The sequence below is a fragment of the Ruegeria sp. H7 genome (assembly GCF_056532945.1).
Map to the genome: position 1 here is coordinate 1 of NZ_JBQFNZ010000007.1, position 25,061 is coordinate 25,061.

General features: G+C 59.1%; 24 protein-coding genes and 1 tRNA gene. 10 read left to right on the plus strand and 15 right to left on the minus strand.

Annotated elements, in window-relative coordinates; all coding sequences use genetic code 11:
• Positions 1-484 precede the first annotated feature (484 nt).
• From ACR0AC_RS14935 to ACR0AC_RS14950, 4 genes are all read left to right on the plus strand, one after another.
• Positions 485-1,234 carry a carboxyltransferase domain-containing protein gene (locus ACR0AC_RS14935; RefSeq protein WP_170455421.1) on the plus strand — a complete coding sequence of 250 codons (750 nt, stop codon included), beginning with the start codon at positions 485-487 and terminating at the stop codon, positions 1,232-1,234.
• On the plus strand, positions 1,231-2,241 hold the full coding sequence (locus tag ACR0AC_RS14940; protein ID WP_170455423.1) for a 5-oxoprolinase subunit C family protein: 1,011 nt from the start codon (positions 1,231-1,233) through the stop codon (positions 2,239-2,241). The genes ACR0AC_RS14935 and ACR0AC_RS14940 overlap by 4 nt, the downstream gene beginning before the upstream one ends.
• Positions 2,242-3,003, plus strand: a complete 762-nt coding sequence (locus tag ACR0AC_RS14945) for a 5-oxoprolinase subunit PxpA (RefSeq protein WP_170455425.1) — start codon at positions 2,242-2,244, stop codon at positions 3,001-3,003.
• Between the two features lie 141 nt (positions 3,004-3,144).
• Positions 3,145-4,392, plus strand: a complete 1,248-nt coding sequence (locus tag ACR0AC_RS14950; protein WP_480627301.1) for a hypothetical protein — start codon at positions 3,145-3,147, stop codon at positions 4,390-4,392.
• Between the two features lie 69 nt (positions 4,393-4,461).
• On the opposite strand, the gene ACR0AC_RS14955 is transcribed toward ACR0AC_RS14950, so the two are convergent.
• Both ACR0AC_RS14955 and ACR0AC_RS14960 read right to left on the minus strand, forming a co-directional pair.
• Positions 4,462-5,856: a D-alanyl-D-alanine carboxypeptidase family protein gene (locus ACR0AC_RS14955; protein ID WP_170455430.1), complete on the minus strand. Its 1,395-nt coding sequence runs from the start codon at positions 5,854-5,856 to the stop codon at positions 4,462-4,464.
• A gap of 282 nt (positions 5,857-6,138) precedes the next feature.
• Complete coding sequence (locus tag ACR0AC_RS14960) at positions 6,139-6,840, minus strand: HAD family hydrolase (protein ID WP_480874452.1); 702 nt, start codon at positions 6,838-6,840, stop codon at positions 6,139-6,141.
• A 93-nt stretch (positions 6,841-6,933) separates the two neighbouring features.
• Here ACR0AC_RS14960 and clpS point away from each other — a divergent pair, with 93 nt between their 5' ends.
• Genes clpS through hemF form a run of 4 tightly spaced genes read left to right on the plus strand, consistent with a single transcriptional unit; the run spans position 6,934 to position 10,000 of the window.
• Complete coding sequence (gene clpS / locus ACR0AC_RS14965; protein WP_170455433.1) at positions 6,934-7,275, plus strand: ATP-dependent Clp protease adapter ClpS; 342 nt, start codon at positions 6,934-6,936, stop codon at positions 7,273-7,275.
• Between the two features lie 30 nt (positions 7,276-7,305).
• Entirely contained in the window at positions 7,306-8,271 is a 966-nt protein-coding gene (locus ACR0AC_RS14970) for a class I SAM-dependent methyltransferase (RefSeq protein ID WP_480874456.1), read from the plus strand.
• Positions 8,272-8,308: 37 nt separating this feature from the next.
• On the plus strand, positions 8,309-9,109 hold the full coding sequence (locus ACR0AC_RS14975; protein WP_170455437.1) for an SDR family oxidoreductase: 801 nt from the start codon (positions 8,309-8,311) through the stop codon (positions 9,107-9,109).
• Positions 9,110-9,115: 6 nt separating this feature from the next.
• Positions 9,116-10,000 (plus strand): oxygen-dependent coproporphyrinogen oxidase, encoded by an 885-nt coding sequence (gene hemF / locus ACR0AC_RS14980; RefSeq protein ID WP_480874458.1) that lies wholly within the window; start codon positions 9,116-9,118, stop codon positions 9,998-10,000.
• Positions 10,001-10,003: 3 nt separating this feature from the next.
• Here hemF and ACR0AC_RS14985 read toward each other — a convergent pair whose 3' ends face one another.
• The 4 genes from ACR0AC_RS14985 to modA all read right to left on the minus strand — a co-directional run bounded on the left by ACR0AC_RS14985 (position 10,004) and on the right by modA (position 13,071).
• Positions 10,004-10,411: a hypothetical protein gene (locus ACR0AC_RS14985; protein ID WP_170455441.1), complete on the minus strand. Its 408-nt coding sequence runs from the start codon at positions 10,409-10,411 to the stop codon at positions 10,004-10,006.
• An 85-nt stretch (positions 10,412-10,496) separates the two neighbouring features.
• Positions 10,497-11,597 carry a molybdenum ABC transporter ATP-binding protein gene (gene modC / locus ACR0AC_RS14990; RefSeq protein ID WP_480874461.1) on the minus strand — a complete coding sequence of 367 codons (1,101 nt, stop codon included), beginning with the start codon at positions 11,595-11,597 and terminating at the stop codon, positions 10,497-10,499.
• A complete protein-coding gene (gene modB / locus ACR0AC_RS14995) occupies positions 11,594-12,286 on the minus strand; it encodes a molybdate ABC transporter permease subunit (protein ID WP_170455694.1) in 693 nt (230 codons plus the stop codon). The genes modC and modB overlap by 4 nt, the downstream gene beginning before the upstream one ends.
• Before the next feature lie 5 nt (positions 12,287-12,291).
• Positions 12,292-13,071, minus strand: a complete 780-nt coding sequence (gene modA / locus ACR0AC_RS15000) for a molybdate ABC transporter substrate-binding protein (RefSeq protein WP_170455445.1) — start codon at positions 13,069-13,071, stop codon at positions 12,292-12,294.
• Between the two features lie 246 nt (positions 13,072-13,317).
• Between modA and ACR0AC_RS15005 the strand changes: the two genes are divergently transcribed.
• Positions 13,318-13,393: transfer RNA gene (locus ACR0AC_RS15005), tRNA-Val, on the plus strand.
• A 256-nt stretch (positions 13,394-13,649) separates the two neighbouring features.
• Here ACR0AC_RS15005 and ACR0AC_RS15010 read toward each other — a convergent pair.
• Genes ACR0AC_RS15010 through ACR0AC_RS15025 form a run of 4 tightly spaced genes read right to left on the minus strand, consistent with a single transcriptional unit; the run spans position 13,650 to position 18,305 of the window.
• The gene (locus ACR0AC_RS15010) at positions 13,650-14,891 is read right to left on the minus strand and encodes a dipeptidase (protein ID WP_480874465.1); all 1,242 of its coding nucleotides are present in this window, start codon (positions 14,889-14,891) and stop codon (positions 13,650-13,652) included.
• A 50-nt stretch (positions 14,892-14,941) separates the two neighbouring features.
• The gene (locus ACR0AC_RS15015) at positions 14,942-16,120 is read right to left on the minus strand and encodes a carbohydrate porin (RefSeq protein ID WP_170455449.1); all 1,179 of its coding nucleotides are present in this window, start codon (positions 16,118-16,120) and stop codon (positions 14,942-14,944) included.
• Complete coding sequence (locus tag ACR0AC_RS15020) at positions 16,117-16,881, minus strand: DUF3299 domain-containing protein (protein ID WP_480781284.1); 765 nt, start codon at positions 16,879-16,881, stop codon at positions 16,117-16,119. The genes ACR0AC_RS15015 and ACR0AC_RS15020 overlap by 4 nt, the downstream gene beginning before the upstream one ends.
• Positions 16,882-16,907: 26 nt before the next feature.
• Positions 16,908-18,305 (minus strand): amidohydrolase family protein, encoded by a 1,398-nt coding sequence (locus ACR0AC_RS15025; RefSeq protein ID WP_170455453.1) that lies wholly within the window; start codon positions 18,303-18,305, stop codon positions 16,908-16,910.
• A gap of 125 nt (positions 18,306-18,430) precedes the next feature.
• Between ACR0AC_RS15025 and ACR0AC_RS15030 the strand changes: the two genes are divergently transcribed.
• Positions 18,431-19,444: a helix-turn-helix domain-containing protein gene (locus tag ACR0AC_RS15030; RefSeq protein ID WP_480874470.1), complete on the plus strand. Its 1,014-nt coding sequence runs from the start codon at positions 18,431-18,433 to the stop codon at positions 19,442-19,444.
• Positions 19,445-19,484: 40 nt separating this feature from the next.
• Here the strand turns inward: ACR0AC_RS15030 and ACR0AC_RS15035 are convergent, their stop codons facing one another.
• From ACR0AC_RS15035 to ACR0AC_RS15055, 5 genes are all read right to left on the minus strand, one after another.
• Positions 19,485-20,159 carry a glutathione S-transferase gene (locus tag ACR0AC_RS15035; protein WP_480874473.1) on the minus strand — a complete coding sequence of 225 codons (675 nt, stop codon included), beginning with the start codon at positions 20,157-20,159 and terminating at the stop codon, positions 19,485-19,487.
• Positions 20,160-20,290: 131 nt separating this feature from the next.
• Positions 20,291-21,343 (minus strand): sn-glycerol-3-phosphate ABC transporter ATP-binding protein UgpC, encoded by a 1,053-nt coding sequence (locus ACR0AC_RS15040; protein WP_170455459.1) that lies wholly within the window; start codon positions 21,341-21,343, stop codon positions 20,291-20,293.
• Entirely contained in the window at positions 21,343-22,590 is a 1,248-nt protein-coding gene (locus ACR0AC_RS15045; RefSeq protein ID WP_480874476.1) for an MGH1-like glycoside hydrolase domain-containing protein, read from the minus strand. Before ACR0AC_RS15045 ends, ACR0AC_RS15040 begins: the two co-directional genes overlap by 1 nt.
• A gap of 5 nt (positions 22,591-22,595) precedes the next feature.
• Complete coding sequence (locus tag ACR0AC_RS15050) at positions 22,596-23,804, minus strand: carbohydrate ABC transporter permease (protein ID WP_170455463.1); 1,209 nt, start codon at positions 23,802-23,804, stop codon at positions 22,596-22,598.
• Positions 23,804-25,039 carry a carbohydrate ABC transporter permease gene (locus ACR0AC_RS15055; protein ID WP_170522410.1) on the minus strand — a complete coding sequence of 412 codons (1,236 nt, stop codon included), beginning with the start codon at positions 25,037-25,039 and terminating at the stop codon, positions 23,804-23,806. Before ACR0AC_RS15055 ends, ACR0AC_RS15050 begins: the two co-directional genes overlap by 1 nt.
• Positions 25,040-25,061 lie beyond the last annotated feature (22 nt).

Here is a 25,061-nt window from a genome sequence, read left to right on the forward strand (position 1 = left end):
TCTCCGCCGCTCCCGCCGCGTCCCGAGCGCCTCAGCAGCGCCGGTGAAGGGCGTTCTAAGCATAACCTTTCATAGCCGCAAGCAGAAAAATGCATTCTGGCGCATTTTTTTGCATACTCAGGGAAAATATATACTTTTCAATTGTTTAGCAACCCACCAAACACCAATCTCTGCACCTGCGGGGTACTTGTGGGGCCTCGCAGTCGCTGTTCCGAACCAAGGCCTACACAGTCCACCACTATATATAGGGCATCGATGGCCACCGACTACTAGGCTACGCGACTCGGTGTGGTGAATCGGCCTTGCTCAACACCGCATGAATCGATGAATCGGGATAGTTTCCCGCGCCCAACGGCATGAAGTGCGCAGGAAAGATTTGGATGGCATTGAAAAGCCACCCTGACACCGCACCCGACCTTGCGCATCTCTGCGCGATGCGCTCTGGTTCCCAGGGAACAAGCAATGACGATGATGCGGGACGGACATGACCCTCACCCCCACTTTTCCTGCTATACGCAATGTCGGCTTTGACGGAGCCCTGGTGACGTTTGCAGACACTATGTCGGATACCGCAAACCGGGCCGCGCTGGCGTTTCGGGCCGCGCTTGATGCCTTGGGCCTGAGCGGGATTGTTGAGACCTCGGCGTCTCTTGGGTCGGCTTATGTGCGGTATGATCCGCAGCAGCTGACCTACGGTGAAATCACAGCCAGCCTCCATCAGCTTTTGGAACAGCAGGATTGGTATGCGACGCCCTTGCCGACGGGGCGCAGGTTGTGGCGGGTTCCGACTGTGTACGGTACCGATCTTGCCCCGCAACTGGATGAAGCGGCAGCCGCCGCCGGATTGAGCACCGCCGAGGCCATTCGCCGCCTCAGCCAGTCCCGCGTGCGGGTTCTGACGATTGGCTTTGCGCCCGGTCAGCCTTACCTCGGCCCCCTTGGGCCCGAGTTCGAAATACCGCGCCTGCAAGAATTAAACCCGATGGTGCCTGAGGGGGCTCTGGTCCTTGCGATCTCGCAGTTTGTTCTGTTTTCCGGCCCCACCCCGACCGGATGGCGGCATATCGGTCAAACTGCGTTCCGGTGCTTCCGGCCCGAGATGGAAGAGACCTTCACCCTGAGACCCGGCGACGAATTGCAGTTTGATCCCATTTCGCGTGACGAATTGCAGAGCATTCGCACGAACAACGAAGACGGCCTTGGCGGCGCAACCTGTCACGAGATTGCGTCATGAGCCTGATTGTTAGACGTATCGGCCCCGCATGCACCATTCAGGATCAGGGGCGCACGGGGTACCTGGATCAGGGACTGTCCCGGTCCGGGGCGGCCGACATTCTGGCGCTGCATGAAGGCGCGGCCTTGTTGCGGCAAAGCCCGGACTTGGCCGCGTTGGAAATGGCAGGCATGGGGGGCGAGTTCGAAGCCACTCAGCCCGTGCGGGTCGCGCTGACCGGCGCGCCTATGCAAGCCAGTATCGATGGCGCGCCTGTTGTCTGGAACGCATCCCATCATCTGGAACCCGGGCAACGCCTGACGATTGGTGCGACGTTGCAAGGCAATTATGGCTACCTTCATGTGGGTGGTGGCATCGATACCGAGGTGTTTCTTGGCTCACGCGCGACCCATCTGACGGCTAAAATCGGGCGCGCGGTCGAGGCGGGCGATACGCTTCCCGCGGGGCCGGATGCAGGCGAGCCCGGGCGCAAGCTGCCCCCCAGCGACCGGTTCAACGGCGGCACATTGCGCGTTGTGGCCAGCTTTCAGACCCCACTGTTTGATGACACGACGCTGGGCCGTTTCACGCAAACCCAGTTCCGGCGGGGTGCCCGCGCCAACCGGATGGGCATGCAGATGGAGAGCGACGGTGAGGGGTTCGCCGCGAAGGGGCAGTTGAACATCCTGTCCGAAGTGATCACCCCCGGCGACATCCAGATGACCGGAACTGGCAACCCGTTCATCCTGCTGCCCGAGTGCCAGACGACCGGCGGTTACCCCCGGATTGCAACCGTACTGCCCTGCGATATGCCGCGTGCCGCGCAAACCCTCGCAGGTGGCTCGGTCCGGTTCGAATTCGTGACGATGGATCAGGCGATGGAACTGGATGCGGCCTTTCGGGCGGATCTTGCCCGCCTGCCGGGGCGTGTTGAGCCACTGGTGCGCGACCCGCATGACATTCCGGACTTGTTGTCCTACCAATTGATCGGCGGAGTGATCTCTGCCACCGAGCAAGGAGACCGTTAGATGCCGCGCGTGGATCTGAATGCTGATATGGGCGAAAGCTTTGGCCCGTGGAAGATGGGCGATGACGAAAGCCTGTTGAAGATCATCACCTCTGCCAATATCGCCTGCGGGTTTCATGCCGGTGATTGGGACGTGATGGCCAAGACGATGGCGTTGGCCGCCGAGAACGATGTGGGCATTGGCGCACATCCCGGCTTTCCCGATCTTCAGGGCTTTGGCCGCCGCAATATGAAAGTGCCCCATGGCAGCCTGCGCAATCTGGTGCGGTACCAACTGGGCGCAGCCATGGGGATGGCGGCGGCTGTTGGCACCAAGGTCCGGCACCTGAAACTGCATGGGGCGTTGGCCAATATGTGCTCGGTCGATATCGACATGGCGCGGGCCTGCTATCAGGGGGCGCTGGATGTGGACCCCGACATCATCATCATGGTACTGGCGGTTACGAAACAGGAAGAGGCCGTGCGCGAGCTTGGCTGCAAATGGGTGGGCGAGATTTTTGCCGACCGCGCCTATAATGACGACGGCACTCTGGTCGATCGCAGCTTGCCCGGCGCGGTGATCCATGACCCCGAAGTTGCCGGGCCGCGCATCCTGAACATGGTTCGCGAGGGCGCGATCATCACTGAATCCGGCAAACACCTTGAGACCTCAATCGATACGATCTGCCTGCATGGCGACGGGCCAACGGCTGTGCAGATTGCCCACTCGGTCCGGGAAAACCTGATTGCGGGCGAGGTCGAGGTGACAAAGTTCACCAGATAGCCATCTGGCCGTAATCCAGGCGGTCCAGGGTCTGGCTGTTGCCCGAACGGGGTTCAGCGCCTAGCATGCCTGCAAGTGCATGTTCTGAATACCGTTATTGCAGCAACACGCTTGCAGCCAGATTTCCGCAAGGAGGCGCCAATGTCTTTCGATCTGATGTCTTATGAACCCCGAGGCGATAAGAAGAACTCGGACTTCTTTCACGAATACTTGCCGATGATCTACGAGCGGAGGACAAGTTCGGGGATCGCGGATCAGGTTGGCCCCATGCGGGCGATTGTCATACAGGTCGAAACCACCGCTCTGTTCGATACCTTGGTCGAATTGTATGTGATGACGCCCTATCGCCACTCGGCCAGCTATTTGGGGCGGACACACAAGTTCTCGGTCCTGCATTCACATGCCGATTACCCGGCACTGATCGTGATGGCACCACTGAGCGAAACATTTGAAGACTTCATCCCGCGTATCAACCGCATGTACCCGCTGGCCCGCAACACCCCACAGACCCGGTATGTGGGCGAGGTTTTTGCAGCAAGCGATCTGACTGCGCTCAGCAAAACGCTGGAGGATCAGAATATCCGGTTCGAATATCCCGGCGACACGGAAAACCCCTTTTACACGCGGGACGGGTTTCGGTTTACGACCCCGTCCGATTTCACCTGCAATCGGGTCGGTTACTCGACGCTGGATTTCAATGATCCAGACAGTCTGGGCCTCGGGGATCGCGTTCTGCTCAGCGATGCCGAGAAAGCGAAACTGGATGAGGCGGCCGCGTTTGCCGAGGACAGCAAGATTGGGCCACTGATGCTGGGGATCGACCACCTTGCCACGCGGGTTCTGGCGGGTGAGCGTGAGGATGCGATCCTCGAATTTCTGACCATGGTGCCCTATTATTTCTGGGGCGCATACAACATCTTCGACATGAACTCGTCCACCAATGTGAACCGCAACGCCAATGTGGATGACGACAAGAAATCCCCGGCCAAGGTGTTCACCGCCAACAACACGCCGTCCTTTGTGAATTCCTTCGCCAAGCTGCCGATGCCGACCGAGGATTTCGTGCGCAATTTCGGCCGTCGCCTGCACCACATGGCGGTCGAGATACAAGACGGCGATCATGGCGCGGGCGAGAAGAATGTCGATTTCGTCGTCAACACGCTGAAAGACAAGGGCGTGCCGTTCCTGGCGCATGTGGTGGGTGAGTGCAAAGATGATCCGAACCTGAAACAGATCTTCTCAAAACACTCGAAGAACACGCTGCTGATCACCGAATATATCGAACGCTGCCACCACTATGACGGGTTCTTTACCAAGGACAACGTGGCCGCACTAACGGCGGCTGCCGGGCAGGACGAGCAGTATGAACATGGGCATGTGTTCGACTGACATTCCCGGATGAAAAAAGGGCTGCGAAACCTCGCAGCCCAGACCCATCAGGAGAGAATATGCCGGGTCTTATGACGGCCCGATCATGAAACAGGTAACATTGCGCGCCTGCAACCGGCGGCAGGCCAGATCGGCCTGTTCGCGGGTCATGCCCTGGAACGTTGCTTCGAACCCTTTCGAGCTTTGGTTAACCTTGCGCAGCGTGCCCTCCAGCGTGGTCATTTCCGACAGCGCTGTTTTCAGCAAGATCTTCTCGGCCTCATATCGCGTGGTGTAGCGACCGACATTGACGCCCCACAGATGCCCGCCGGATGTGGACAGGCGGGTGACGACCTCCTGCTCGGGTTCGGGCTGTTCCGCAGGTTGTGTCGATGCCAGAACCAGGTTGTCGGGCCGCAATGCAGGGCGTGTGTCCGAGCTTTCGACCGGAGGAGCGGTGGGTGCAATATCAGCCTCGGCAATTGCCGCAGCGATGCCGCTTTGGATACGGTCACGATCCTGATCTGCCGTCTCGGCGATTGCGCTGGCAACTTGCGTGGCCGCGCTTGGACGCAGAACCGGGCGCAGGCTGGCTTTGGGCGCGCCGCTGATGCTGGCCACCTGAGTCGAGCCGCCAAGCCCCGTATTGCCCGCGTAAGAGGGCCGCGCAGGTTTGCGGATCGGTGCGCGTGACGGCGCACGGCGGAAGCCCATATCCAGCAGTTCGGCCACCTTGGCGTTGCGCGAGGCGCTGGATTTGCCGCCAAACACGGTTGCGATGATACGCTCATCCTTACGCTTGGCCGAGGCGACAAGGTTGAAGCCCGCAGCACGGGTGTAGCCTGTCTTGATCCCGTCCGCGCCCCGGTATGCAGCCAGCAGGCGGCGGTTCGTATTGGGAACCGTCTTGATCCCGGCATGGGTCGATTGGCGCGAGAACAGGTTGTAGTACTGCGGATAATCATACAGCAGATGCCGCCCCAGCGTGGTCATGTCGCGCGCGGTGGACAAATGCCCCGACTCGGTCAACCCGTGTGCGTTCTTGAAGGTCGTGCGGCTCATGCCCATGGCCTTGGCCGTGCGGGTCATGCGACGCGCAAAGGCGGCCTCGGACCCGCTGAGCGCGATGCCGATGGCGGTTGCTGCGTCGTTGGCCGATTTCACAGCCGCCGCGCGGATCAGGTACCGGAAGGCGATGGTCTGGCCCGAGCGCAGGCCCAGTTTCGAAGGTGGCTCTGCCGCTGCGGCCCGCGTGATACGAACCGGGGTATCCAATGTAATCTCGCCGTTCCGCACCGCCTCGAACGCGATATACAGCGTCATCATCTTGGTCAGCGATGCCGGATGCAGCCGGGTGTCCGCGTTGCGGGAATGAAGAACCTCGCCCGTGCGGGCATCGATCACCATGGCAGCGTAGGGTGCGGCCAAAGATTTAAGCGGCGCAAAAGAAAGCACCATCAACAATGCGATGAGAAATAAGCCCATTCGGGCCGGAACTGTCCGCCGAATCTGCACGATCTTTGCCTCTGTCTGCCTCGCGCCGCCGGGTTTTCCCGGTCAGCTAAAATTTATTCTGCTTGTCAGAAAGGCTAACACAGGGGCCGTGTGAAATAAACCGAAAGCTGCGGTTTTCGCAGTTTCGTTATGGCCCGCGCCCGCAGCTATATCTAGGCGCGACGCGACCTTGACCCTACTACATCGGCGAAGCTGGCGGGAACGTGGCGTATCCCAAAGCGGATTTTTCGGAACTGAGGCCGAATGGCAACATCACCCGAGTTCCTGGATCAGATCGCTGAGATCGCCCAAATCCCGCAGCTCGCGGAATCGCGGATCATCAACAGGGGCGTCGGCATGCTCGACCTCCCACACCAGACCATGCGGCACGTAAACGCCCCAGGAACCAGCCTGAATCGGGGCCACAACATCTGACCGCATCGAGTTGCCGACCATCATCGCCGATGCCGGGCCATCGCCATGCGCGGTGAAGATCGACCGGTATGTGTCGGCTGTCTTTTCCGAGACAATTTCGACCGCGTCGAACAAGTCGCCCAACCCCGACTGGGCCAGTTTACGCTCCTGATCAATCAGATCGCCCTTGGTGATCAAAACAACGCAATATTCGTTGGTGACCGCCTCAACGGCTTCGCGGGCATGGGGAAGCAACTCGATCGGATAGGCCAACATCTCTTGCCCGGCTTCGATCAACTGACGGATCACGGATGCAGGCACACGATCCTCAGTCACCTCAATCGCCGTTTCGATCATCGACAGGACAAAGCCTTTGATGCCGTAACCATAGTGACGGATATTGCGTTTCTCGGCGGCCAGAAGACGCTCCATCAGGTGATCGCGGTCGGCGTGGTCTTTCAGCAAGCTGGCGAAATGCGCCTGCGTCAGTTGAAAGAACCGCTCGTTATGCCAAAGGGTGTCATCCGCGTCGAACCCGATTGTGGTCAGTTTTTCCACCATTCAGAATACGCTCTCTTCCTCTTTTCTCTGCGCCCATCGACGTTATATAAGCGCTCAGATAAACCCAATGCCTGAATCGGACAGAAGCGCGCGATGCTGGAAAACCCCTGGATGATGTCTGACAAATCGGATGACGACGCCGACTCGTCCGTTCTGGTTCAGACGCGGCCAAAGACCAAGCGCCCTCCGCTGTATAAGGTGTTGCTGCTGAATGACGACTACACTCCGATGGAGTTTGTGGTTCACGTTCTGGAACGTTTCTTCGGCATGACCCATGCGCAGGCGTTCGAGATCATGCTGACCGTGCACAAGAAGGGCGTCGCCGTTGTCGGCGTGTTCAGCCACGAGATTGCCGAAACCAAGGTGGGTCAGGTGATGGATTTTGCCCGCCGCCATCAGCACCCGCTGCAATGTACAATGGAGCGCGAAGAGTAAGCCCCGCGCTGCTGTTCGACGCATTCGAAGATGTCCCCTCGCCTCGATCTCGCACTGCAAAGCGGTTTGACGCTGTCGCACCCGCTGACAGTGATCGGCCCGACGCCCGAACAGGATCTGTCCGACCTGCCGCGTGATACGCAGGTCGTGCAGTCGTTCAAACCATTTCACGATCACTTTGCGTCGCTGGGTTTTGCCGCAGTGCCCGAAGCGGGCACACCCTGCAACGACACAGTTGTTTTCCTGCCCCGCGCCAAGGCTCTGGCCCGCGCGCTGATCCATCAGGCCTGCACCCGTGCCAGTGGTCTGGTTGTTGTTGACGGGGCCAAAACCAATGGCGTGGACAGTATCCTGAAAGACGTGCGCAAGCGTGTGTCTGTCGAAGGGCCGCTGTCCAAGGCACATGGCAAGATATTCTGGTTCCAATCCGAGCCTCAGGCCTTTGCCGATTGGGCCGCGCCCAAGGCGCAGTTGGTCGACGGGTACCGGACCGCACCCGGCGTATTCTCAGCGGACGGCATCGATCCAGCCTCGGCGCTTCTGTTGCATGCCCTGCCCGAAAAACTGGGGCCACGCGTTGCCGATCTGGGGGCCGGTTGGGGGTATCTCTCAGCCGAATTGCTAAAGCGCGACCGCATCACATCCTTGCATCTGGTCGAAGCGGATCACACGGCGCTCGACTGTGCCCGCGCGAATGTGACCGACGACCGGGCTGCATTTCACTGGGCAGACGCCGTGACGTGGAAGGCCAGCGAGCCTTGCGATACCGTGGTCATGAACCCGCCCTTTCACACCTCGCGCAGCGCTGATCCCGCGCTGGGTCAGGGCTTTATCACCTCTGCCGCCCGCAACCTGACGCGCAATGGCAATCTGTGGATGGTCGCCAATCGCCACCTGCCCTACGAAGCCACGCTGGCCGAGACTTTCGCGCATGTGGAAGAGGTTGCCGGTGACAATCGGTTCAAGGTCTTTCATGCCTCTCGCCCTCGACGCTGAGGCCCGTTAACCTGCCCACCAACTCAGGAGGATTCGGATGTCCTTTTCCATAGCTGGCAAGACAGCAATCGTCACAGGCGGGGCCAATGGGATCGGGCTGGCCATCGGACGCCACTTTGCCGATGCCGGGGCGAATGTGATGTTCGCCGATATGGACGAAAAGCGTCTGGTCGAGGAACTGGGCGAGCAGGCAGATGACAGCAATATTCGCTATTTTGCAGGCGATTTGCGCGAGAAGCTGACCATCGCCAACCTTCTTTCGGCCACGCTGGACGCGTTCGATCAGGTGGACATTCTGATCAACGGCGCACGGCAGGTGATCCCGTCCGATCCGCTGGACCCCGATGACGACTCGGTCCGCTCGCTGCTGAACCAGAACCTGATGCCCGCGTTGCGTCTCAGCCAGTTGGTGGCCAAGCGCATGATCAAACAGGCCGGGGACGAGGACGAAAACCCGGCCGGATCGATCATAAACCTGTCCTCGATTGCCGCCCGCCGAACCCATCCCGATCTGATGGCCTATTCGGTGTCTACGGCTGCGCTGGATCAGATGACACGCTCGCTAGCCGTTGCACTGGCCCCGAACCGGATACGCGTGAATTCCATCGCGCTGGGATCGGTCATGAGTGCATCCTTGCAGTCCACCCTGAAGGAAAACCGCGACTTTCGGGATGACATTGAAAAACATACCCCGCTGGCCCGCATTGCGGCACCCACCGAGTTGACGGAAACGGCCCAGTTTCTCGCATCCGACGCAGCCGGCTTCATAACCGGGCAAATCCTGACAATCGACGGTGGCCGGACCCTGCTGGATCCTGTTGCCGCGCCAGCGCACTAAGACCCAATGTTCGATACAGAAAAAACCGCTGCCTCTGCCTGGTTCCGTCAACTGCGCGATGACATTGTTGCCGCCTTTGAAGCGCTGGAAGACAGCCACGACACAGGCCCGTTCTCGGACGCCCAACCGGGCCGGTTCGAGGTCAAGGAAACCACTCGCCACTCCGAGGATGGCTCGGACGCAGGCGGCGGCCTGATGTCGGTGATGCGCGGTGGGCGTGTCTTTGAAAAGGTCGGGGTCAATGTCTCGACCGTCTATGGCACGCTGGGCCAACGTGCGCAGCAGGCAATGGCGGCGCGCAAGGGTATCCCCGGAATGACCGAAGACCCAAGGTTCTGGGCATCGGGCATCAGTCTGGTTGCACATATGCAGAACCCGCATGTCCCGGCGGTGCATATGAACACGCGCATGTTCTGGACCCCGCACGCCTGGTGGTTCGGCGGTGGATCAGACCTGAACCCCTGCATCGAGTATGATGAGGACACGGCCCATTTCCACGCGGCGCAAAAGACCCATCTGGACCCGCACGGCCCCGGCCATTACCCGCGCCTGAAAGACTGGGCCGACGAATATTTCTACATCCCCCACCGCAAACGCGCCCGCGGCGTTGGCGGTATCTTCATGGATGATTACTGCACTGGCGACTGGCAGGCCGATTTCGCCCTGACGCAGGACATCGGCAAAGCCTTTCTGCCTGCCTTCCTGCCGCTGGTTGAAAAGCGCCGGGTGCAGTCATTCTCGGACGCCGATAAAGAGACGCAACTGGTGCATCGCGGCCTCTACGCCGAATACAATCTGGTCTATGACCGAGGCACGAAATTCGGTCTGGAGACCGGGCATGACCCGGATGCCGTGCTTATGAGCCTGCCGCCTCTGGCGAAATGGATCTAAAGCTCAGAACCCGAAATCTATGAAGTTGTCATAGCAGTAGTTCTGCGCCGAGGATGCCGACATATTCTCGCCCACCCGTTTGACGGTGATCGAGTATCCGGGGTTCGTATCCGCACCAGGCGGCGGGGTCAGCGAGAACTCAACCGTCCGCACACCCGGCTCATAGGCTTTCGAGATGTAAATCCGCTGGTTGTTCGGCACGCCCAGCGAACGGATCGCAAAATCGCCAATGCCACACCAATAGTTCACAGGGGCGGACGAACCGATGGCTTTGACGCTGTAGGTTCCCTCACCGACCTGAGTGATCTCGGTCCGGTACTGGGGCTGAACGCTCAGGCCAAATCCGACAGCTTGCGCCAAATCGGGCATAACCATCCCGCCTGTGACCAAAAGAGCTGATAAAAGTCTCATAGGCAAAACACCCTGAATGAACTCCGTTCTCTGTCAATAACATAGATGTCGTGCAGCATGAGTAAAGCGGTCAGAGGACCCCCTGTCATTTGTCCTGCAAGATCCGCCCGCCAACATCCTGCGGTGCCAGCGCAACGGTTTTGATCACCGTATGGCACGCCACGCCGGGTTGCAGACCCAACGCCGAGACCGAGCGTCGCGTGACCCGCGCCAGAACAATGCCCGCTGGCGTTTTTACCGACACAATCGCCCCCGGCCCATCACCCGCGCGGATCGAATCCACCTGCCCGCTCAGCACATTCAGGGCCGACAGACCCTCGGGCGGGTTGCTGGACAGAATAACCTCTTGCGCGGGGATACGAATGCGCAGGGTTTCCCCGACCTGATGCGCGATGCGCGGCAGGAACAACCGCTCGCCACCGGCATCCAACTCGGTCAAACCGTCAGAATGATGTTCCCGCACCCGCACCTGCAGCACGGCCCCCACGGCGCGAATACCGGCAGGGGCGACGGACGGGTCGGACAGAACCTCGGACGCCGGACCGTGACGCGCCACCTTGCCGTCCTGCAGCGCGACCACCGACGTCGCAAGACGCGCAACCTCGGCCGCCGAATGGGTAACATAAAGGATCGGGACCGACACTTCATCGCGCAGGCGTTCGAAATAGGGAAGGATCTCAGCCTTTCGCGCGTCATCCAACGCGGCCAGAGGCTCGTCCGCAAGGATCAGGCGCGGGCTGGCCAGCAAGGCCCGACCGATGGCAACGCGCTGTTTCTCACCGCCCGACAGCATGGCCGGACGGCGATCCAGCAGATGACCGATGCCCAGCATCTCGATGACCTTGTCGGGGTTTTCCCGCTTTGCCCTGCGCGGCGCAAACCAGCGGCCATAGGCAAGGTTCTGGCGCACGGTCAGGTGCGGGAACAGGCGCCCCTCTTGAAAGATATAGCCCAGACGCCGTTTGTGCGGGGGCAGCCAGTTCTGGTGATCGGTGTCGAACAAAACCCAATCATCCACGGCGACCCGACCGGCCTGTGGCCGCAGCAACCCGGCGACGGCGTTGACCACCGTGGTTTTGCCCGACCCGGAGCGTCCGAACAGAACCGTCACCCCCGGCGGCGCGTCAAAGGTCAGATCCAGATCGATCCCCGGCAGGCTGTGTTGCAGGCGAACAGAAAGGCTCATGTCCCGGCCACCCGGGCAGCGGCGCGCCGCCCTACATATTCCGAGAGCAGCAGCGCAGACATGGCGATGATGATCGAAATGATCACCAATCTGGTCGCAGCGGCCTCACCGCCCGGAACCTGCAGGAAGGCGTATACGGCCGAGGGCAAGGTCTGGGTCTGCCCCGGAATGTTGGACACAAAGGTGATGGTTGCCCCGAACTCTCCCATCGCTTTGGCGAACGCGAGGATCGAGCCCGCGATGATCCCCGGCAGGATCATCGGCAGAGTTACAGTCGCGAATACCATCAGACGCGAGGCCCCAAGCGTTGACCCGGCCTGTTCCAGCCGTGGGTCCACAGCTTCGATCGACAGGCGAATGGCGCGGACCATCAGTGGAAAGGCCATGATCCCTGCGGCCAAAGCCGCCCCGGTCCAGCGAAACGCGACGACAATTCCAAACTCGGCCAGAAACCGGCCCATCGGGCCTTGAATGCCGAAGGTCAGCAACAACAGGTATCCAGTGACGACAGGCGGCAGGATCAGCGGCAAATGCACCAACCCGTTCAGGACCTGACGACCCGGAAACCGCCAGCGCGCCAGCGCGTAGGCCACAAATATGCCGAAGGGCAAAGTTGCCAGCGTCGCCCAGAAAGACACGCGCAATGACAGCTTCAACGCCTCCAACTCTGCCGGACCCAACCACTCCATCTGCGTCACTCGCCCGGCAGGGCAAAGCCCTGGTTCAGAAACACGACCTCAGCGTCCTTGGTCTGTAAATAATCCAGAAACCCTGCGGCGTCTTTGTTGGCAGCACCGGTCAAAGCAGCAGGGTAGACAATCGGCTGATGCGCCTCGGACGGTATCGTGCCCACAACGCCGACACGCGTTTCAGCGATAGCATCAGATCGGTAGACAACCCCCAGCGGGGCTGCGCCGGTTGCAACCAAAGCCAGCGCCGCGCGGACATTGTCCGATTGCGCCACCTGCCCCTGCACCGCATCCCACAAGCCAAGAGTCCGCAACGCCTCTTTGCCGTAAATGCCCGCAGGCACCGCGTCCACCAAAGCCATAGCCAGATAACCGCCCGCCAGTTGACCCGAGAGATCATATCCGGGGGCAAGCTGTCCATCCGACGCCCGGTCCGCCGGTCCAATCAGAACCAGCCCATTTGCCAACAGATCCACCCGCGATTTAGGGTCGATCCATCCGCCCCCTTGCAGCGCGTCCATCCAATCCCGGTTTGCGGAAATAAACACATCCGCCGGCGCACCCAATTGAATCTGGCGCGCCAAGACCGACGAGGCCGCATATGACACGATCACATCCACGCCCGTCTGCTGCGTGTAGTCCAACGCAATCTCATCCAGCGCGGTTTTCAGGCTGGCTGCAGCGAATACCAATATCCCCTCTGCCCCAGCCCGTATCGGAGCCAGCAGAACTGCGATCAGAACCATAGAGGCAAAAACTGTTCGGCGGGCCATTGAAAGGGCCATTAAAACTCCCGACTGGAAAGTTACCATCCTGTTTGGGAATATCGGAGGCTGCATGGACCACGCAAGCGCGTTTCCTGACGCACTTTGGATAAGGTAGAAAAAACTTCGATCGGACAACGTTTTTGGCCAAAGGCCCAGGCATTGGGCGTGCGGTCCTCCCACCGTTCCCGGTGAAACAAATCTATTCAAGAAATTCCACCCCACCCTCTTGCGCCCGCCCGCAGGCTTGGCTACATGCACCGTCACGGGTGATTAGCTCAGTTGGTAGAGCGCTTCGTTTACACCGAAGATGTCGGGAGTTCGAGTCTCTCATCACCCACCATCCCCATCCCAGCACTGCACCAGTGGATTGCCTGACAGTCACCTCGCCGGTTTCTGCGCGCGGGTTCCGGCCCGCGGTGATGGGTCCGATGGGTTTGTTCAACTCTGATATCCGTTCCGCGGCGGCAGCTAACCTGTGGGCGAACACGCGGCTGAAAACGGCTGTCGATGCGTTGAAAGGCTGAGAGCCGGGCCAACTTGCCCAAAATGAAATTGGCCACGCCTAGTCGACCAGCTTCATGCACACGCTTGCGTTTCTATCGCGAATAGAACCCATCACGAAGCTCTTGCCTGAGGCGCAAACGCTCGGGGTATTCCTTCAGAAACTGCTCGGGCGGTTTGCCTTCCCAGACTTGCGCGTAGACCCGCATCTTGTTGCCGCCATAGATCTTTGCAAGGTCTTCGTTGGAATAGCCACGCGCCCAAAGATCATCGGTAATCGCGGCCAGAATTTTGGCAAGTTCGCCGTTGCCGGTCGCCCCTTTGTTGAAGGCATCGATCATGTACCCTCCGTCATCGTACATGCTCGCGTTTGCAGTCGCGAACTCCACGACCAGTTCGAGCGAGAACATGTCATCCGTTGCGATCCCGACATGGTCGACGCCCACAAGTTGAACGTAGTAGTCGATCATATCAGCGGCTTGTTTGGGAGAGATATCCTCGGGCCAGACACCGTCCATCATCCATTCGGTGAATGTCGGAGAAACATATCCCCCCGATTTGGCCGCGCGCAGCGCCTCATCATCGGGAATGGCCCGATAACACCCGCGCGGCGTGGCATTGGGTTCGTTCGCATAAAGACCGGCAGGGACTGAATGCGTGTAAACATAGGGTACACCGGGGTAGGTCTCATCCATGTAATCCATGGCGTCATTGGCCGTTTTGGAACCGGTATGGCTGAGGTCCAGCAGGATACCGAACCGCACCATTTCATCGATGACAGACTTCCCCCAAGGGGTCAGCCCGATGTCGCGCCCGTTGTAGGCCGCCAATTGCCCTGATCCGGTTCGGAAGATGTCATTGTAGGCCAGGATCATACTCTTGATCCCCATATCCTTGAGCAGGGCGATCTTCGTCAGATCGCCGTCCAGAATCGTGGCCGTTTGGCTGTTCCAGATGACCGCCGTCTTTCCTTGAATATGGGCGGCTTCAATATCGCGGGTTTCGTTCACGATCAGGTAGTTTTCCGGCTGCTGCGCCATCGCCGCGCGGAAATGGTAATGCTGTTCAAGAAAAGTCTCAAAGGACATATCCGCCGCAGCGAGCGTCATCTCATGCCCCGTGATGCCGCTGTCCCGAGCGCGTGCGAAATAAGTATGAAGCTGCTCATACTCGGTCCAACCGGTCCCGTAAGGGCTGGCCAACATGCCAAGCACGATTGTGTCCTGCACAAATTGCTTCGCTTCATCTGATGCGTCCCATGTCTTGCTTTCTTCGCTTGCGTGCAATGCGCCACCAAAAGCAAAAGCGACTATGCTTGCGGTCAACAGGGTCTTCATTGCGGTACCTCCAGACAGAAATCCAAGACAGATGCTGCGTGATACCGGCATCAGAAAACGATCCGGGTTCGTAGACCTAACAGCGTGATGCTGTCCTGATCGGGGTTATCGAGCGGGTTGGAAATGAACTGCAGCGACGGTGTGATCTGCAGCCCGGGTGAGATTGAAAAGCGATAGAATGCCTCAAGCGTGAACTGTGTGCCGTCTATGCCTCTTGCCTCGGCCCAATTCAGGCCAAGCCCGGCCAGATCGGTATTGCGACCGTAATAGCCCAAACCGGCCGAGACGGACCGGTCATAAAGCGCGGCCGTCCCTTTTGAGGCCCCGGCCCGAAAGAATGGCATCCATCTGTTGTCGACAAACCAGGCCGCGGAAAACGCGGCACCATAGTCTTCCGGACGGCTGCCATCGTCGGCGGCATCCGCATGCCAGAGGGTCAGGTGGATATTGTCGAAATAGATGCGATCAAAGCCAGAGGTGTAGCCAAGTTCGAGTGATTTGAAGAGTTTGCCATCGCTGAACACATCAAAATTTGGATCAGACGGGTCGGCGTTTGCGTCAGAGACACTGGCGACGGCATAGACGTTTTTGCTGAGCTTTATCCCACCGGCAACGCCAAGACCTTGATTGGGCGTGTTAATGGTCGGGTTGGTGTTGAAGGACAGGTTCTGGAACCCACTATAAGGGCTGACCAGCCCGTAGATATCCACAAAGTCCGTCACGTCGATTTGCCCGATTTGCAATGTCCAAGAGCCATCTCTGGCCCTTTGGGTCCAGAACAGGTTGGTCAACAGCAAACCGTTGTCGTTGAATGCTGTTCCCGTAATCGCGCGCGCGCCGCCATCCAAGCCAAGAAACTGCGGGGAAACATCCGTGTAACTGTGCCGGTCTTCGATCTTGAACGTCAGCAAACCCCGTTCCGTCGCCCGCCAACTGCCATAGATACGCGCAATTCCACTGGCCGCTTCGCCGGTTCCCGGATCGGCATTCGTTGTTTGGCCCAACGCCAGGTAATCAATGTTGAACCGAAACCCGTCCTCGGCCAGCCTGTCCTTCCACTGGAACCAGCCAGCAGCGATGTTGCGCGGAAAATCCGAGCGATACTGCGGGTCGGTCAGACCATCTCCGGGCTCAAGATCAGCTTCAACGGAAGAGGGCCCGGATAATCCCTGCGCCAAAGCTGAACCAGCAAAGGCAAAACAAAATAAGGCAAGCAGGCTTCTGATCATTCCGATGCGCGCGCCCCACCCGTCTTGCGATTCTCCGCCGCGCGAATGCGATCGGCGGCACGTTGTTTCCATTCCAGCCTGTCTGCCTCAGTCTCCAGCGTTTCGACTGTATCCGTCTCCAACTGGAAAGTCGCACTCATGGGCATCAAGCCATCCACGACCATCATGTTTTGAACCGAGGGGTCAATCGTCAGCGTTCCTGTAAGTCTCACCGGTTCATGAAAATAGCTGGGCGTCCAATCGCCGTTCAACCGCACGCGGATCATCTGGTTCGGCGGCGGCGGGGGCATGTGACTGCACATCCCACGTTCCGGAACCAGATACACCACAGATCGCCCGTCAGGATCGGTCGGGGCTGGAATGGCAAAGCCCGCAAGTGTGATTGTCTGACCATCGAATTGCGGGTTTCCTTGTGTGCCAGCCTTTCTTCGGCGTTCTGTCACAACCTCTCGCTGATCGAGCAGCCAGTCGACATCAATTCCGTCTGCCGACAATGCGCCTTCGGTTTCAGTCAGCAGCTCTTGCCATTTCTGTCTTTCCTCAACGCTGCCGACATTCTGCTGCAGTCTGCCGCGCAGGCGCACGACGAAAAGGACATCGTCGAACTGTTCGGGGGCAAGATCGCGATACGGGTCGTCAAAGATCTGTGTTGACGGATCCGGCAGGTCAGACCAGTCCAGCGAAGTGCCGGATGCCGCCATGGCGGAATGACACCCCATTCCTAGCGTTGCGATGGTAAAAACTTGGAGCCATTGACGCATGAAACTCTCCAACGTCTATCTACCGATCAATCCAATGTGTTTTTGTAGATCACGCCGTCTTTCATAATCAGACGGATCGTTTCAGGGCTTTCGGGCCTCGGGTCTGCGCCGAACCACTGGTCGCCGGTGCCAACGACCGAGAAATCCTCAAGCGGGTTGCCGTCTATCAGCAGGATGTCGGCATAGGCACCTTCCTCGATCACGCCCAGTTTTCCTTCCGGATAGGGGTTCATGAAATCACCGCTAAGTGCCGCGATCTCGCCACCTACCGAAGTCAGGGTTACCATCGACGCATAGGGGCCGAAGAAATGGTTGTTCAAATGTTTCTCGTAGGCGATCTGGATGTTGCACGCTTCGACTGAGCCCACGCAATCGGTTTGGAATCCGCGCGGCGCCGGGCATTCCTTCATGCTGGGAATATAGGCTTCGAAGGTCGCCGAGGCCGATTTGGCTTTCCTCAAACTGTTAGGGTTGTTTTTCACGGACGGAACGTCAAGAAGGCCCGGATCAAATGCCGTGATGTTCGTCGTGATGTACGCTCCTTTTTCTTTCATCAAAGCAGAAATTTCGCAGTCAAAGTGAAATCCGTGTTCAATGGTTCTAACCCCTGCATTCAGGGCATTGATGATCGCTTCTTTGCGGTAGGAATGTGCCATGACATAGGTGCCGTACTCGTTGGCAACCTGAACAGCGGCCTCAATCTCTTCCTTCGAACCGGCGAGCAACTGCCATGGATCGAATGCCGAAATCACCCCACCCGATTGCATGAACTTCAGTTGCGTGGCACCCATGCGCAAGTTGTTGCGGCCATACATGTAAATTTCGTCAACACCGTTGACCTGTTGGGCCATATTCAGAGTGCCAAAATTGGTCACCCCGCCCGGCGGAGATGTGAAGGATGCGAAATCGGCGTGACCACCACGTGTTCCGAGAAATGCCCCGGAAGGATAAAAGCGGGGGCCGACGATTTGGCCGGCGTCTATTGCGCGCCGCAGCCCGCCGCCAGCGCCCCCGGCATCACGAACGGTCGTGAAGCCCTGCATCAGGTACATTTCGGCCATCCGGGTCCCGTGGATGGCGAAATCCTCCCAGGTCGAGTTGGTTTCCATCTCAGCAATCGATGGCCCCATGAGCATCAGGTGCGCGTGGTTCTCGATAAAGCCCGGTGTCAGCGTGCGCCCGCCGCCGTCGATCACGATGGCATCAGGGGCATCGATAGCATCCGTTGAAACCGACGTGATCAGATTGCCTTCGACCAGAACACTGGCATTCTCGATACGCTGTTCGTTGACACCGTCAAAGACGTGGACGTTGGTAAACAGCGTTTGAGGTTCCGCTTGGTCCTGAGCCTGTGCGGGCGCCGACACTGTCAGGGCCGCCGCAAAGATCACCGTTGTGCGAAGGGGCAATTGTAAGCCGGGCATAGGGTCTCCCTTTCATATTCACCAATTCCTAACTGTAGCCCGGAATTTCTTGGCCCGGTTGCCAGTTTCGAATTAGGATGTTCGAATGTGACTGTAAAAGTGGCCACTGAACAAACCGACAAAGGGTGACAAGCTTGCCTTTCAACTCCTCGACTTCGGAACATAGCGAAGGCTTTATCCGTCTCGCTTTGGCGGCTCCGTTTTTGCAATATCTCACTGACCGCAAAATCAATCCGCAACCCGCCCTGGATCAGGTCGGATTGAAGGCTGAGCTGCTGTCTGACCCATCTGTCTATGTCCATTCAGAACTGGTCTATGGTCTGATAAATGCCTTCGCGGACTTGGCCGGGGACCGGTATCTTGGGTTGAACGTGGGGGAAACGTTCGACCTGCAGGCGTGGCCTCCGTTCGCTCAGGCCCTGCAATCGACACATACCCTATTCGAATTTTTCGCCCGTTTCGTGGGGCTTGTCCCGCGCGAGTCTAATTCTGTAAGGCACAGCCTTGTCGTTGACGCGGACAAAGCGATCTATCGGATCCAGAGGCAACAGGAACCAACAGTCCCACCTGTTCAGGTGACCGGCTTCGGCGCCGCTATCTATGTGCGCCTCTTGCAGACCGTCGTCGGATCGTCATGGGATCCGTCCCGGGTGCGATGGGAAAGCAGATACATTAATGGCCTGCCCATTGGCTACAAGGGGATTGAGGTTGGTCTTGGAACCGATCCCGGAATGCAGATCAGCTTTCCTGTGGAATGGTTGTTTTTGCACCATGTCTCACAAGAATCCACCATGGCAGAGTTTTCACCCCGGCGACACGAGGACGTAACTGTGGTGGCTGCATTGCGATCCGTCCTGCGGGACAAACTGGACGAAACCAATCTGGGGCCAGAGGTGGTGGCCGGGCTGTTGGGCATACAGCCCGAGCGGTTACTGAAAGCCCTTAGGCACCAAAGGACAACCTTGACCCGCGAGGTCAAACGGCTGCGTGTCGATGTGGCCAAAGAGCATCTTAGAGAAAACAAGAGGACAATTGCCGAGATCGGTCTCATGCTTGGTTATTCAGACAAGTCCCATTTCACGCGTTTCTTTCGTGGCCAGACCGGCATGACGCCGACCAAATTCCGCCTTGGACCGTAACGCACAGCAGCCATAGCGCCCCGGCGTCAGTCGGCGCGTGTCAGACCCTGGCTTCCCGCGCCCCGGGCATTGGCTGGGTCGATAAGCCAAACCAAACAGGTGCGTCCCCTTCTGACCATGTCGGGTATTTTGTCATAACCTGTTCGAAAGATGTGCTCTCCAGAAACCGGTTCAGCCAACCGATCAAATTCGGCCAGGGCTGTGCGTCAAACCACGGTTTGTCGATGAAAGCGAATTGGCGCACGAAGGGCAAAATGGCCAGATCGGCCAGCGTTGGACGCTCGCCAAACAGCCAGCGCTGTCCGGTGAGTTGCGCATCAAGCTGAAAGAGATGCGCTGACGCTTTTCCGCGTTCGGTGGCGGGGTTCAGATCCGGATACCGCGTTGCGTATTTCGTATGATCCAAAGCCGCTTTGAACGGGCCGTCATTGGTTTCGATCAAATCCCAACCTGCCTGTGGCATGTCCAATAGACGGGCCGGGTCATTCTGGTTCAGGGCCCAGAGCATGACCTCAAGGCTTTCATCCAGCACCCCGCCTTTCATCCGTAGGGCCGGAACCGTGGCCGAGGGAGATGTGTCCAGAAAAGCCTCGGGTTTGTCCCGCAGCAGGATTTCCCGCAATTCGACCTGCACGCCGGCGCTGAGGATCGCAAGGCGCGCCCGGATTGCGTAGGGGCAGCGGCGAAAAGACCAAAGGATCGGCGGGTGGGCCATGATGCAAATACCCTTAACGGAGACAGGCGCAACTTGCACTTTGCGACACCATGCGCAACCGCCGCAAGACATCAGTGTCAGCGACGCGCCGGGTGATCGGCGCGTCGGGGTACCCGATTTATACCGTTGCCCTAACCCTCGACAGCCTGCCCGTCCGCATCGAAGAAACGCAGTTTTTCGGGCAGGAAATGCAGCCCGATCCCGGTTCCTGCGGTCAGATCCGTATCGCCGTTCAGACGAACCGTCACTTTCTCTTCAAAGCCGCAATCGACGATCAGGAACGTATCGGCACCCAAATACTCGACCACTTCGATGGTGCCATCCGTCTGACCTGCACCGGGGGCGACCACCTCGATATGTTCGGGGCGGATGCCCACGCGGGTCGCTTCGCCCGTCAGGTCGAACGTGCCGGACCCGCCATTATCCAGATGATAGGCACCATCCCGTGTTGTGCAGGGCATGATGTTCATCTTCGGGCTGCCGATGAACTGGGCGACAAACAGATTGGCCGGGCGTTCATACAATTCGCGCGGCGTACCGACCTGAGCGATCTTGCCGTATTCCAGCACCACGATCCGGTCTGCCAGCGTCATCGCTTCGACCTGATCGTGGGTCACATAGATCATCGTGCGCTTGAGGTTCTGGTGCAGTTTCGCGATCTCGTACCGCATCTCGACCCGCAACGCGGCGTCGAGGTTCGACAGCGGTTCATCGAACAGAAACGCGGTCGGATCCCGCACGATCGAGCGCCCGATGGCAACGCGCTGCCGCTGGCCACCGGACAGATCCTTGGGCCGCCGTTCCAGAAACGGTTCCAGTTTCAGAACTTCGGCCGCCCTACCGACCTGCTCGTGAATTTCGGCCTTGGCGACCCCTGCGACCTTGAGCGAAAAGCCCATATTCTCGGCCACGGTCAGATGCGGATAAAGCGCATAGGACTGGAACACCATGGTCAGGCCCCGCTTGGAGGGCGGATGATCCGTGACGTCATTGCCGTTGATCAACAGCTCACCGCGCGAGATATCTTCAAGCCCGCCGATCATGCGCAACAGCGTGGACTTGCCGCAGCCTGACGGGCCGACAAACACGACGAACTCGCCCTCCTCGATCTGCAAGTCGATGCCTTTGATGACCTGCGCGGTGCCAAACCACTTTTCGACGCCTTTAAGTTCGATGCTACCCATTAGGACCTCCCTGCCCAGTGCAGCCAGACAGCGGCTGTCCAGGTGAATGCGTTACCACCAGCGGGGCTGCCGGTTGTTGGATCGAAGTACTCGGCAAACCCGAAGGTCGAGATCAGCTCGGCCGTTTTGCGGCGCAAGTGGTCTGCCTCGGCTGTATGGCCCATGTCTTCCAGGCCAAAGCCGATCATCATGTTCATGATTGCCCAGGTCGGCCCGCGCCAATAGCGGCGGGCGTCGAAGCCGGGCATGGTTGGATCGTAGCTTGGCACCGGATGCGGGACGGTGTTCAGCACCGTCCTGATCCGGTCCAGCATGGTATCCGAGTGGACACCCGCGAACCAGCACATATAGGACGCGTTAGACACAGTGCCCGACCATTCACCCGAATGGGCATCGCGCGAGTCGAAGGACGCAAGATCCTCGTTCCACAGCGACAGCGCGCCGGCCTCAAGCCGCGCTATGTCATCCGCCAAACCATCGTAGTTCAGATGCAACGCCTCACTGACCGCCAGCAAATCCCGGGCGGCGCGCAATGTGGTGAATGTCATGGTCGGGTCGGCCACGCGGAACGGGTTGTCCGCCAGCAATCTCTGCTGATCCCATTGGGCATCGCGTCCAATCTGCACCAGTTTGATATAGCGGTCATAGTCGAACTTGGTTGGGCGATCCTCGCTGTTCACATGGGCGGTATCGCGGCGCTGGTATTCACCCACATCGGATGCGTCCATGCGCGCCATGGTCTTGTCCCAGTCGGGCGCATTGTCGCGACCGGCCTCCCAGGGATGGGTTGTGCATACGGCGTCATGCTCGTCCAGACGCCATTTCACGATCCAGCGATGCCACGCCAGCATGGCCGGAAACAGCGCCCGGATGCGCGCCTCACCCGCGTCTGGGTCTTGTTCCCAGATTTTGCGCGCCATCGTCGCGGCAATCGGCGGCTGGATGATGCCCGAGGACGGGATCGGCCCGTGGCAGCCCCACACATCGGGACCCGGGAAATAGCCGTCATCCTGTTGGTGGAACAGGATATGCGGCACCATGCCGTCATCCCACTGGCCCGAGAACAACGTATCAAGCTCGACCCAGGCGCGGTCGATGTCGAACTCGGCAAAACCAAGTGCGGCAATCGCGCTGTCCCAGTTCCACTGATAGGGATACAGCCCTTCGGTGGGGATGGTGTAACCGCCGCGATCATTGGCAACCAGAATGTTGCGCGCCTCGCGGTCGGGGTTGGTATGTTGGTTCATTTCGGTCATCCTTTGACAGACCCCGCAGTCAGGCCCTTGGTCATGAAACGTTCAAGCCCCAGGAACAGCGCCATGATCGGGACTGTGGCAATCACCGCACCGGCCATCAGGTGCTGTCGGGGGATTTCGGAAGAGTTCAGCATCGTCACCCCTCGGGTCAGGGTGAATTTCGACGGATCGTCCAGCAGCATGAAGGCCAGCAGGAATTCATTCCAGGCGATCATGAAGACGTAAAGCGACACAGATGCCAGCGCAGGCAGGCTCAGCGGCAAGGTAATCTTCCAGATCACGGCCAGACGCGACAGGCCATCCATCAGACCGGCCTCTTCCACCTCAGTCGGAAGACCTCGGAAGTAGCCTTGCAGCATATACAGCGCGACCGGGATCGTCGTGACCGGGTAGATCATCACGATGCCAAGGATCGAGTTGCGCAGGCCGGTCAGCGAGAACGCGATGTAGATCGGCAACGCCAGAACGATCATCGGCACCATATAGATCAGCAGGATCGAGCGTGAGAACGCCTTTTGCCCTTTGAACCGGAACCGCGCCACCGCGTAAGCCCCCGGAACACTGAAGGCCAGCGTGATGAACACCGTCAGGACCGAAACGTAGAACGAGGTCCACAGATAGGTGCCGAAGTTGAAGTCCCGGAACAGCTCGGTATAGCTGCGCAACAGCGCCCAGCCCTGTGACAGATCAACCGAGAAATCCAGCGGGTTTTGCAGCAATGCCTGCTGTGATTTCAGGCTGGTCATCACCATGACGTAGAATGGGATGATGACAATGGCGGTGAAAAAGATGTAGCCAAAGCCGGTGCAGAACCGGATCACCGCGTCCTCGAATTCATGGCGGGTGAGTTCGCCGAACGGCAGCTCTTTCAGGATTTCCGCCATCGACAGGTGCATCACCACCGCAAGCGAAATCACGGTGATCAGCGTGGCTTGCAGGGTGGTGTCCGATCCGATCAGAACCGGGCCAAAGCCGGTCAGGCAGGACAGGCCCAACAGGGCCGACACGCCCAGACGTGCCGGGGCATGGCGTTCCGGGAACCGGACATAGGCCAGACCCGCGACCGCGCCCCAGATCAGGCTCAGCAGAACCTGTGGGCGGAAGGCCGCCCCTGTTGCGAAGGACATGGTGACCGCGATGGTGGTGGCAATCACCACCAACCAAAGCGCGCCCAGTACGGGGCCGGTGACAAAGCCGTTGCGCATCACAAACCCTCCTCACGGCTGATGAATTTGAAGAAAACAAAGCTGAACGCGATCAGGCACATCAGGATCACCACGGCCACCGCCGCGCCCGCCCCGATATTCGAGACCGCAAAGGCCTGCTCGTAAACATTCACGGTCAGCGTGCGGGTGCCCGCATTGCCGCCGGTCAGCAGGAAGATGTCGTCGAACTTGTTGAACGTCCAGATGAAGCGCAGCAGGAACAGGACCGACAGGATGCCCAGCAGTTGCGGTATGCTCAGCAGCCAGAACTTCTGGAAGGGCGAAGCGCCATCCATATCCGCCGCTTCATACATGCTGGAGTCGATGGATTGCATCCGCGCGAGGATGAACAGGAAAGACAACGGGAAATAGCGCCATATCTCAAACACCGTGACCATGATCAGGGCCAGAGGGCGTTCGCCGAAGAAGTTGATCGGATCACTGGTCAGGCCCATCTGCACCAGCAGCGCATTGGCCGAGCCCGAGAAGGGATCGAACAGCGTCACCCAAGTAAAGGCCACGGCAATGACAGGCGCCACATAGGGGAACAGGTATAGGCCGCGGATAAAGCCCTGCCCCCGAAAGCTCTTGTTCAGCAGCAGCGCCGCGAACAGGCCCATGACCAATGCGCCGATGGTGCCAAAGACGGTGTAGAACAGGGTGACCCAAAGCACGCCCCAGAATTCAGACCCATCAAATACGCGGGCGAAGTTTTCAAGGCTGAATTCGAAATTCGTCAGAACGCTCGGCCCGCTGCCGGTGGTGGCCGGTTCGGATCCTTCGACCAGATCCTCGAACACGTCCGGGTCGCCATCGACGGAGACAGGGATGCGGATGCGCTCGCGCTGACCGCCTTCCAGCGTTCCGAAATCGCAGAACAACTCTTGCCCGTTCAGGGCACAGGGCGCTGCGACCTCGCCAATTGGTGCAACGCCATCCGGCAACACATCGCTGAGGGTCACGCCGTCGATGGCGATCTCTTGGCTGGAATTGCGCAGGCGGTATTCGATTTGCAGATCGTCGCCCGATCCGCGCAGGCTTTCGCGGACAACAGGCGCGGGTGGGCGCAGGTCGGACAGTGTGAAAGGCTTGAAGCTGATCCAGATGATCGCCAGCAAAGGCAGGATCACCACAAGCGATACACTGATCACGGTCGGAGCCAGCAGCGTCCAGGCCAGACGCGCCTCGCGTTTGGCTAACGCCCCGGTTCCGGTCGGTGGGGTGGCCGAAGACATTTGGGATACCTCGAAGGGATGG

Excerpts from the sequence above, each read along its gene's own strand:
- ACR0AC_RS14975 (WP_170455437.1), top strand. The coding sequence starts at position 8,309 with ATGTCCTTTTCCATAGCTGGCAAGACAGCAATCGTCACAGGCGGGGCC.
- ACR0AC_RS14935 (WP_170455421.1), top strand. The coding sequence starts at position 485 with ATGACCCTCACCCCCACTTTTCCTGCTATACGCAATGTCGGCTTTGAC.
- ACR0AC_RS14955 (WP_170455430.1), bottom strand. The coding sequence starts at position 5,856 with ATGGGCTTATTTCTCATCGCATTGTTGATGGTGCTTTCTTTTGCGCCG.
- ACR0AC_RS15055 (WP_170522410.1), bottom strand. The coding sequence starts at position 25,039 with ATGTCTTCGGCCACCCCACCGACCGGAACCGGGGCGTTAGCCAAACGC.
- ACR0AC_RS15045 (WP_480874476.1), bottom strand. The coding sequence starts at position 22,590 with ATGAACCAACATACCAACCCCGACCGCGAGGCGCGCAACATTCTGGTT.
- modB (WP_170455694.1), bottom strand. The coding sequence starts at position 12,286 with ATGGAGTGGTTGGGTCCGGCAGAGTTGGAGGCGTTGAAGCTGTCATTG.
- ACR0AC_RS14985 (WP_170455441.1), bottom strand. The coding sequence starts at position 10,411 with ATGAGACTTTTATCAGCTCTTTTGGTCACAGGCGGGATGGTTATGCCC.
- ACR0AC_RS14940 (WP_170455423.1), top strand. The coding sequence starts at position 1,231 with ATGAGCCTGATTGTTAGACGTATCGGCCCCGCATGCACCATTCAGGAT.
- ACR0AC_RS15035 (WP_480874473.1), bottom strand. The coding sequence starts at position 20,159 with ATGGCCCACCCGCCGATCCTTTGGTCTTTTCGCCGCTGCCCCTACGCA.
- ACR0AC_RS14950 (WP_480627301.1), top strand. The coding sequence starts at position 3,145 with ATGTCTTTCGATCTGATGTCTTATGAACCCCGAGGCGATAAGAAGAAC.
- ACR0AC_RS15010 (WP_480874465.1), bottom strand. The coding sequence starts at position 14,891 with ATGAAGACCCTGTTGACCGCAAGCATAGTCGCTTTTGCTTTTGGTGGC.
- ACR0AC_RS15040 (WP_170455459.1), bottom strand. The coding sequence starts at position 21,343 with ATGGGTAGCATCGAACTTAAAGGCGTCGAAAAGTGGTTTGGCACCGCG.
- ACR0AC_RS15050 (WP_170455463.1), bottom strand. The coding sequence starts at position 23,804 with ATGCGCAACGGCTTTGTCACCGGCCCCGTACTGGGCGCGCTTTGGTTG.
- ACR0AC_RS15020 (WP_480781284.1), bottom strand. The coding sequence starts at position 16,881 with ATGCGTCAATGGCTCCAAGTTTTTACCATCGCAACGCTAGGAATGGGG.
- ACR0AC_RS14960 (WP_480874452.1), bottom strand. The coding sequence starts at position 6,840 with ATGGTGGAAAAACTGACCACAATCGGGTTCGACGCGGATGACACCCTT.
- ACR0AC_RS15015 (WP_170455449.1), bottom strand. The coding sequence starts at position 16,120 with ATGATCAGAAGCCTGCTTGCCTTATTTTGTTTTGCCTTTGCTGGTTCA.
- modA (WP_170455445.1), bottom strand. The coding sequence starts at position 13,071 with ATGGCCCTTTCAATGGCCCGCCGAACAGTTTTTGCCTCTATGGTTCTG.
- hemF (WP_480874458.1), top strand. The coding sequence starts at position 9,116 with ATGTTCGATACAGAAAAAACCGCTGCCTCTGCCTGGTTCCGTCAACTG.
- ACR0AC_RS15025 (WP_170455453.1), bottom strand. The coding sequence starts at position 18,305 with ATGCCCGGCTTACAATTGCCCCTTCGCACAACGGTGATCTTTGCGGCG.
- ACR0AC_RS14945 (WP_170455425.1), top strand. The coding sequence starts at position 2,242 with ATGCCGCGCGTGGATCTGAATGCTGATATGGGCGAAAGCTTTGGCCCG.
- modC (WP_480874461.1), bottom strand. The coding sequence starts at position 11,597 with ATGAGCCTTTCTGTTCGCCTGCAACACAGCCTGCCGGGGATCGATCTG.
- ACR0AC_RS14970 (WP_480874456.1), top strand. The coding sequence starts at position 7,306 with ATGTCCCCTCGCCTCGATCTCGCACTGCAAAGCGGTTTGACGCTGTCG.
- clpS (WP_170455433.1), top strand. The coding sequence starts at position 6,934 with ATGCTGGAAAACCCCTGGATGATGTCTGACAAATCGGATGACGACGCC.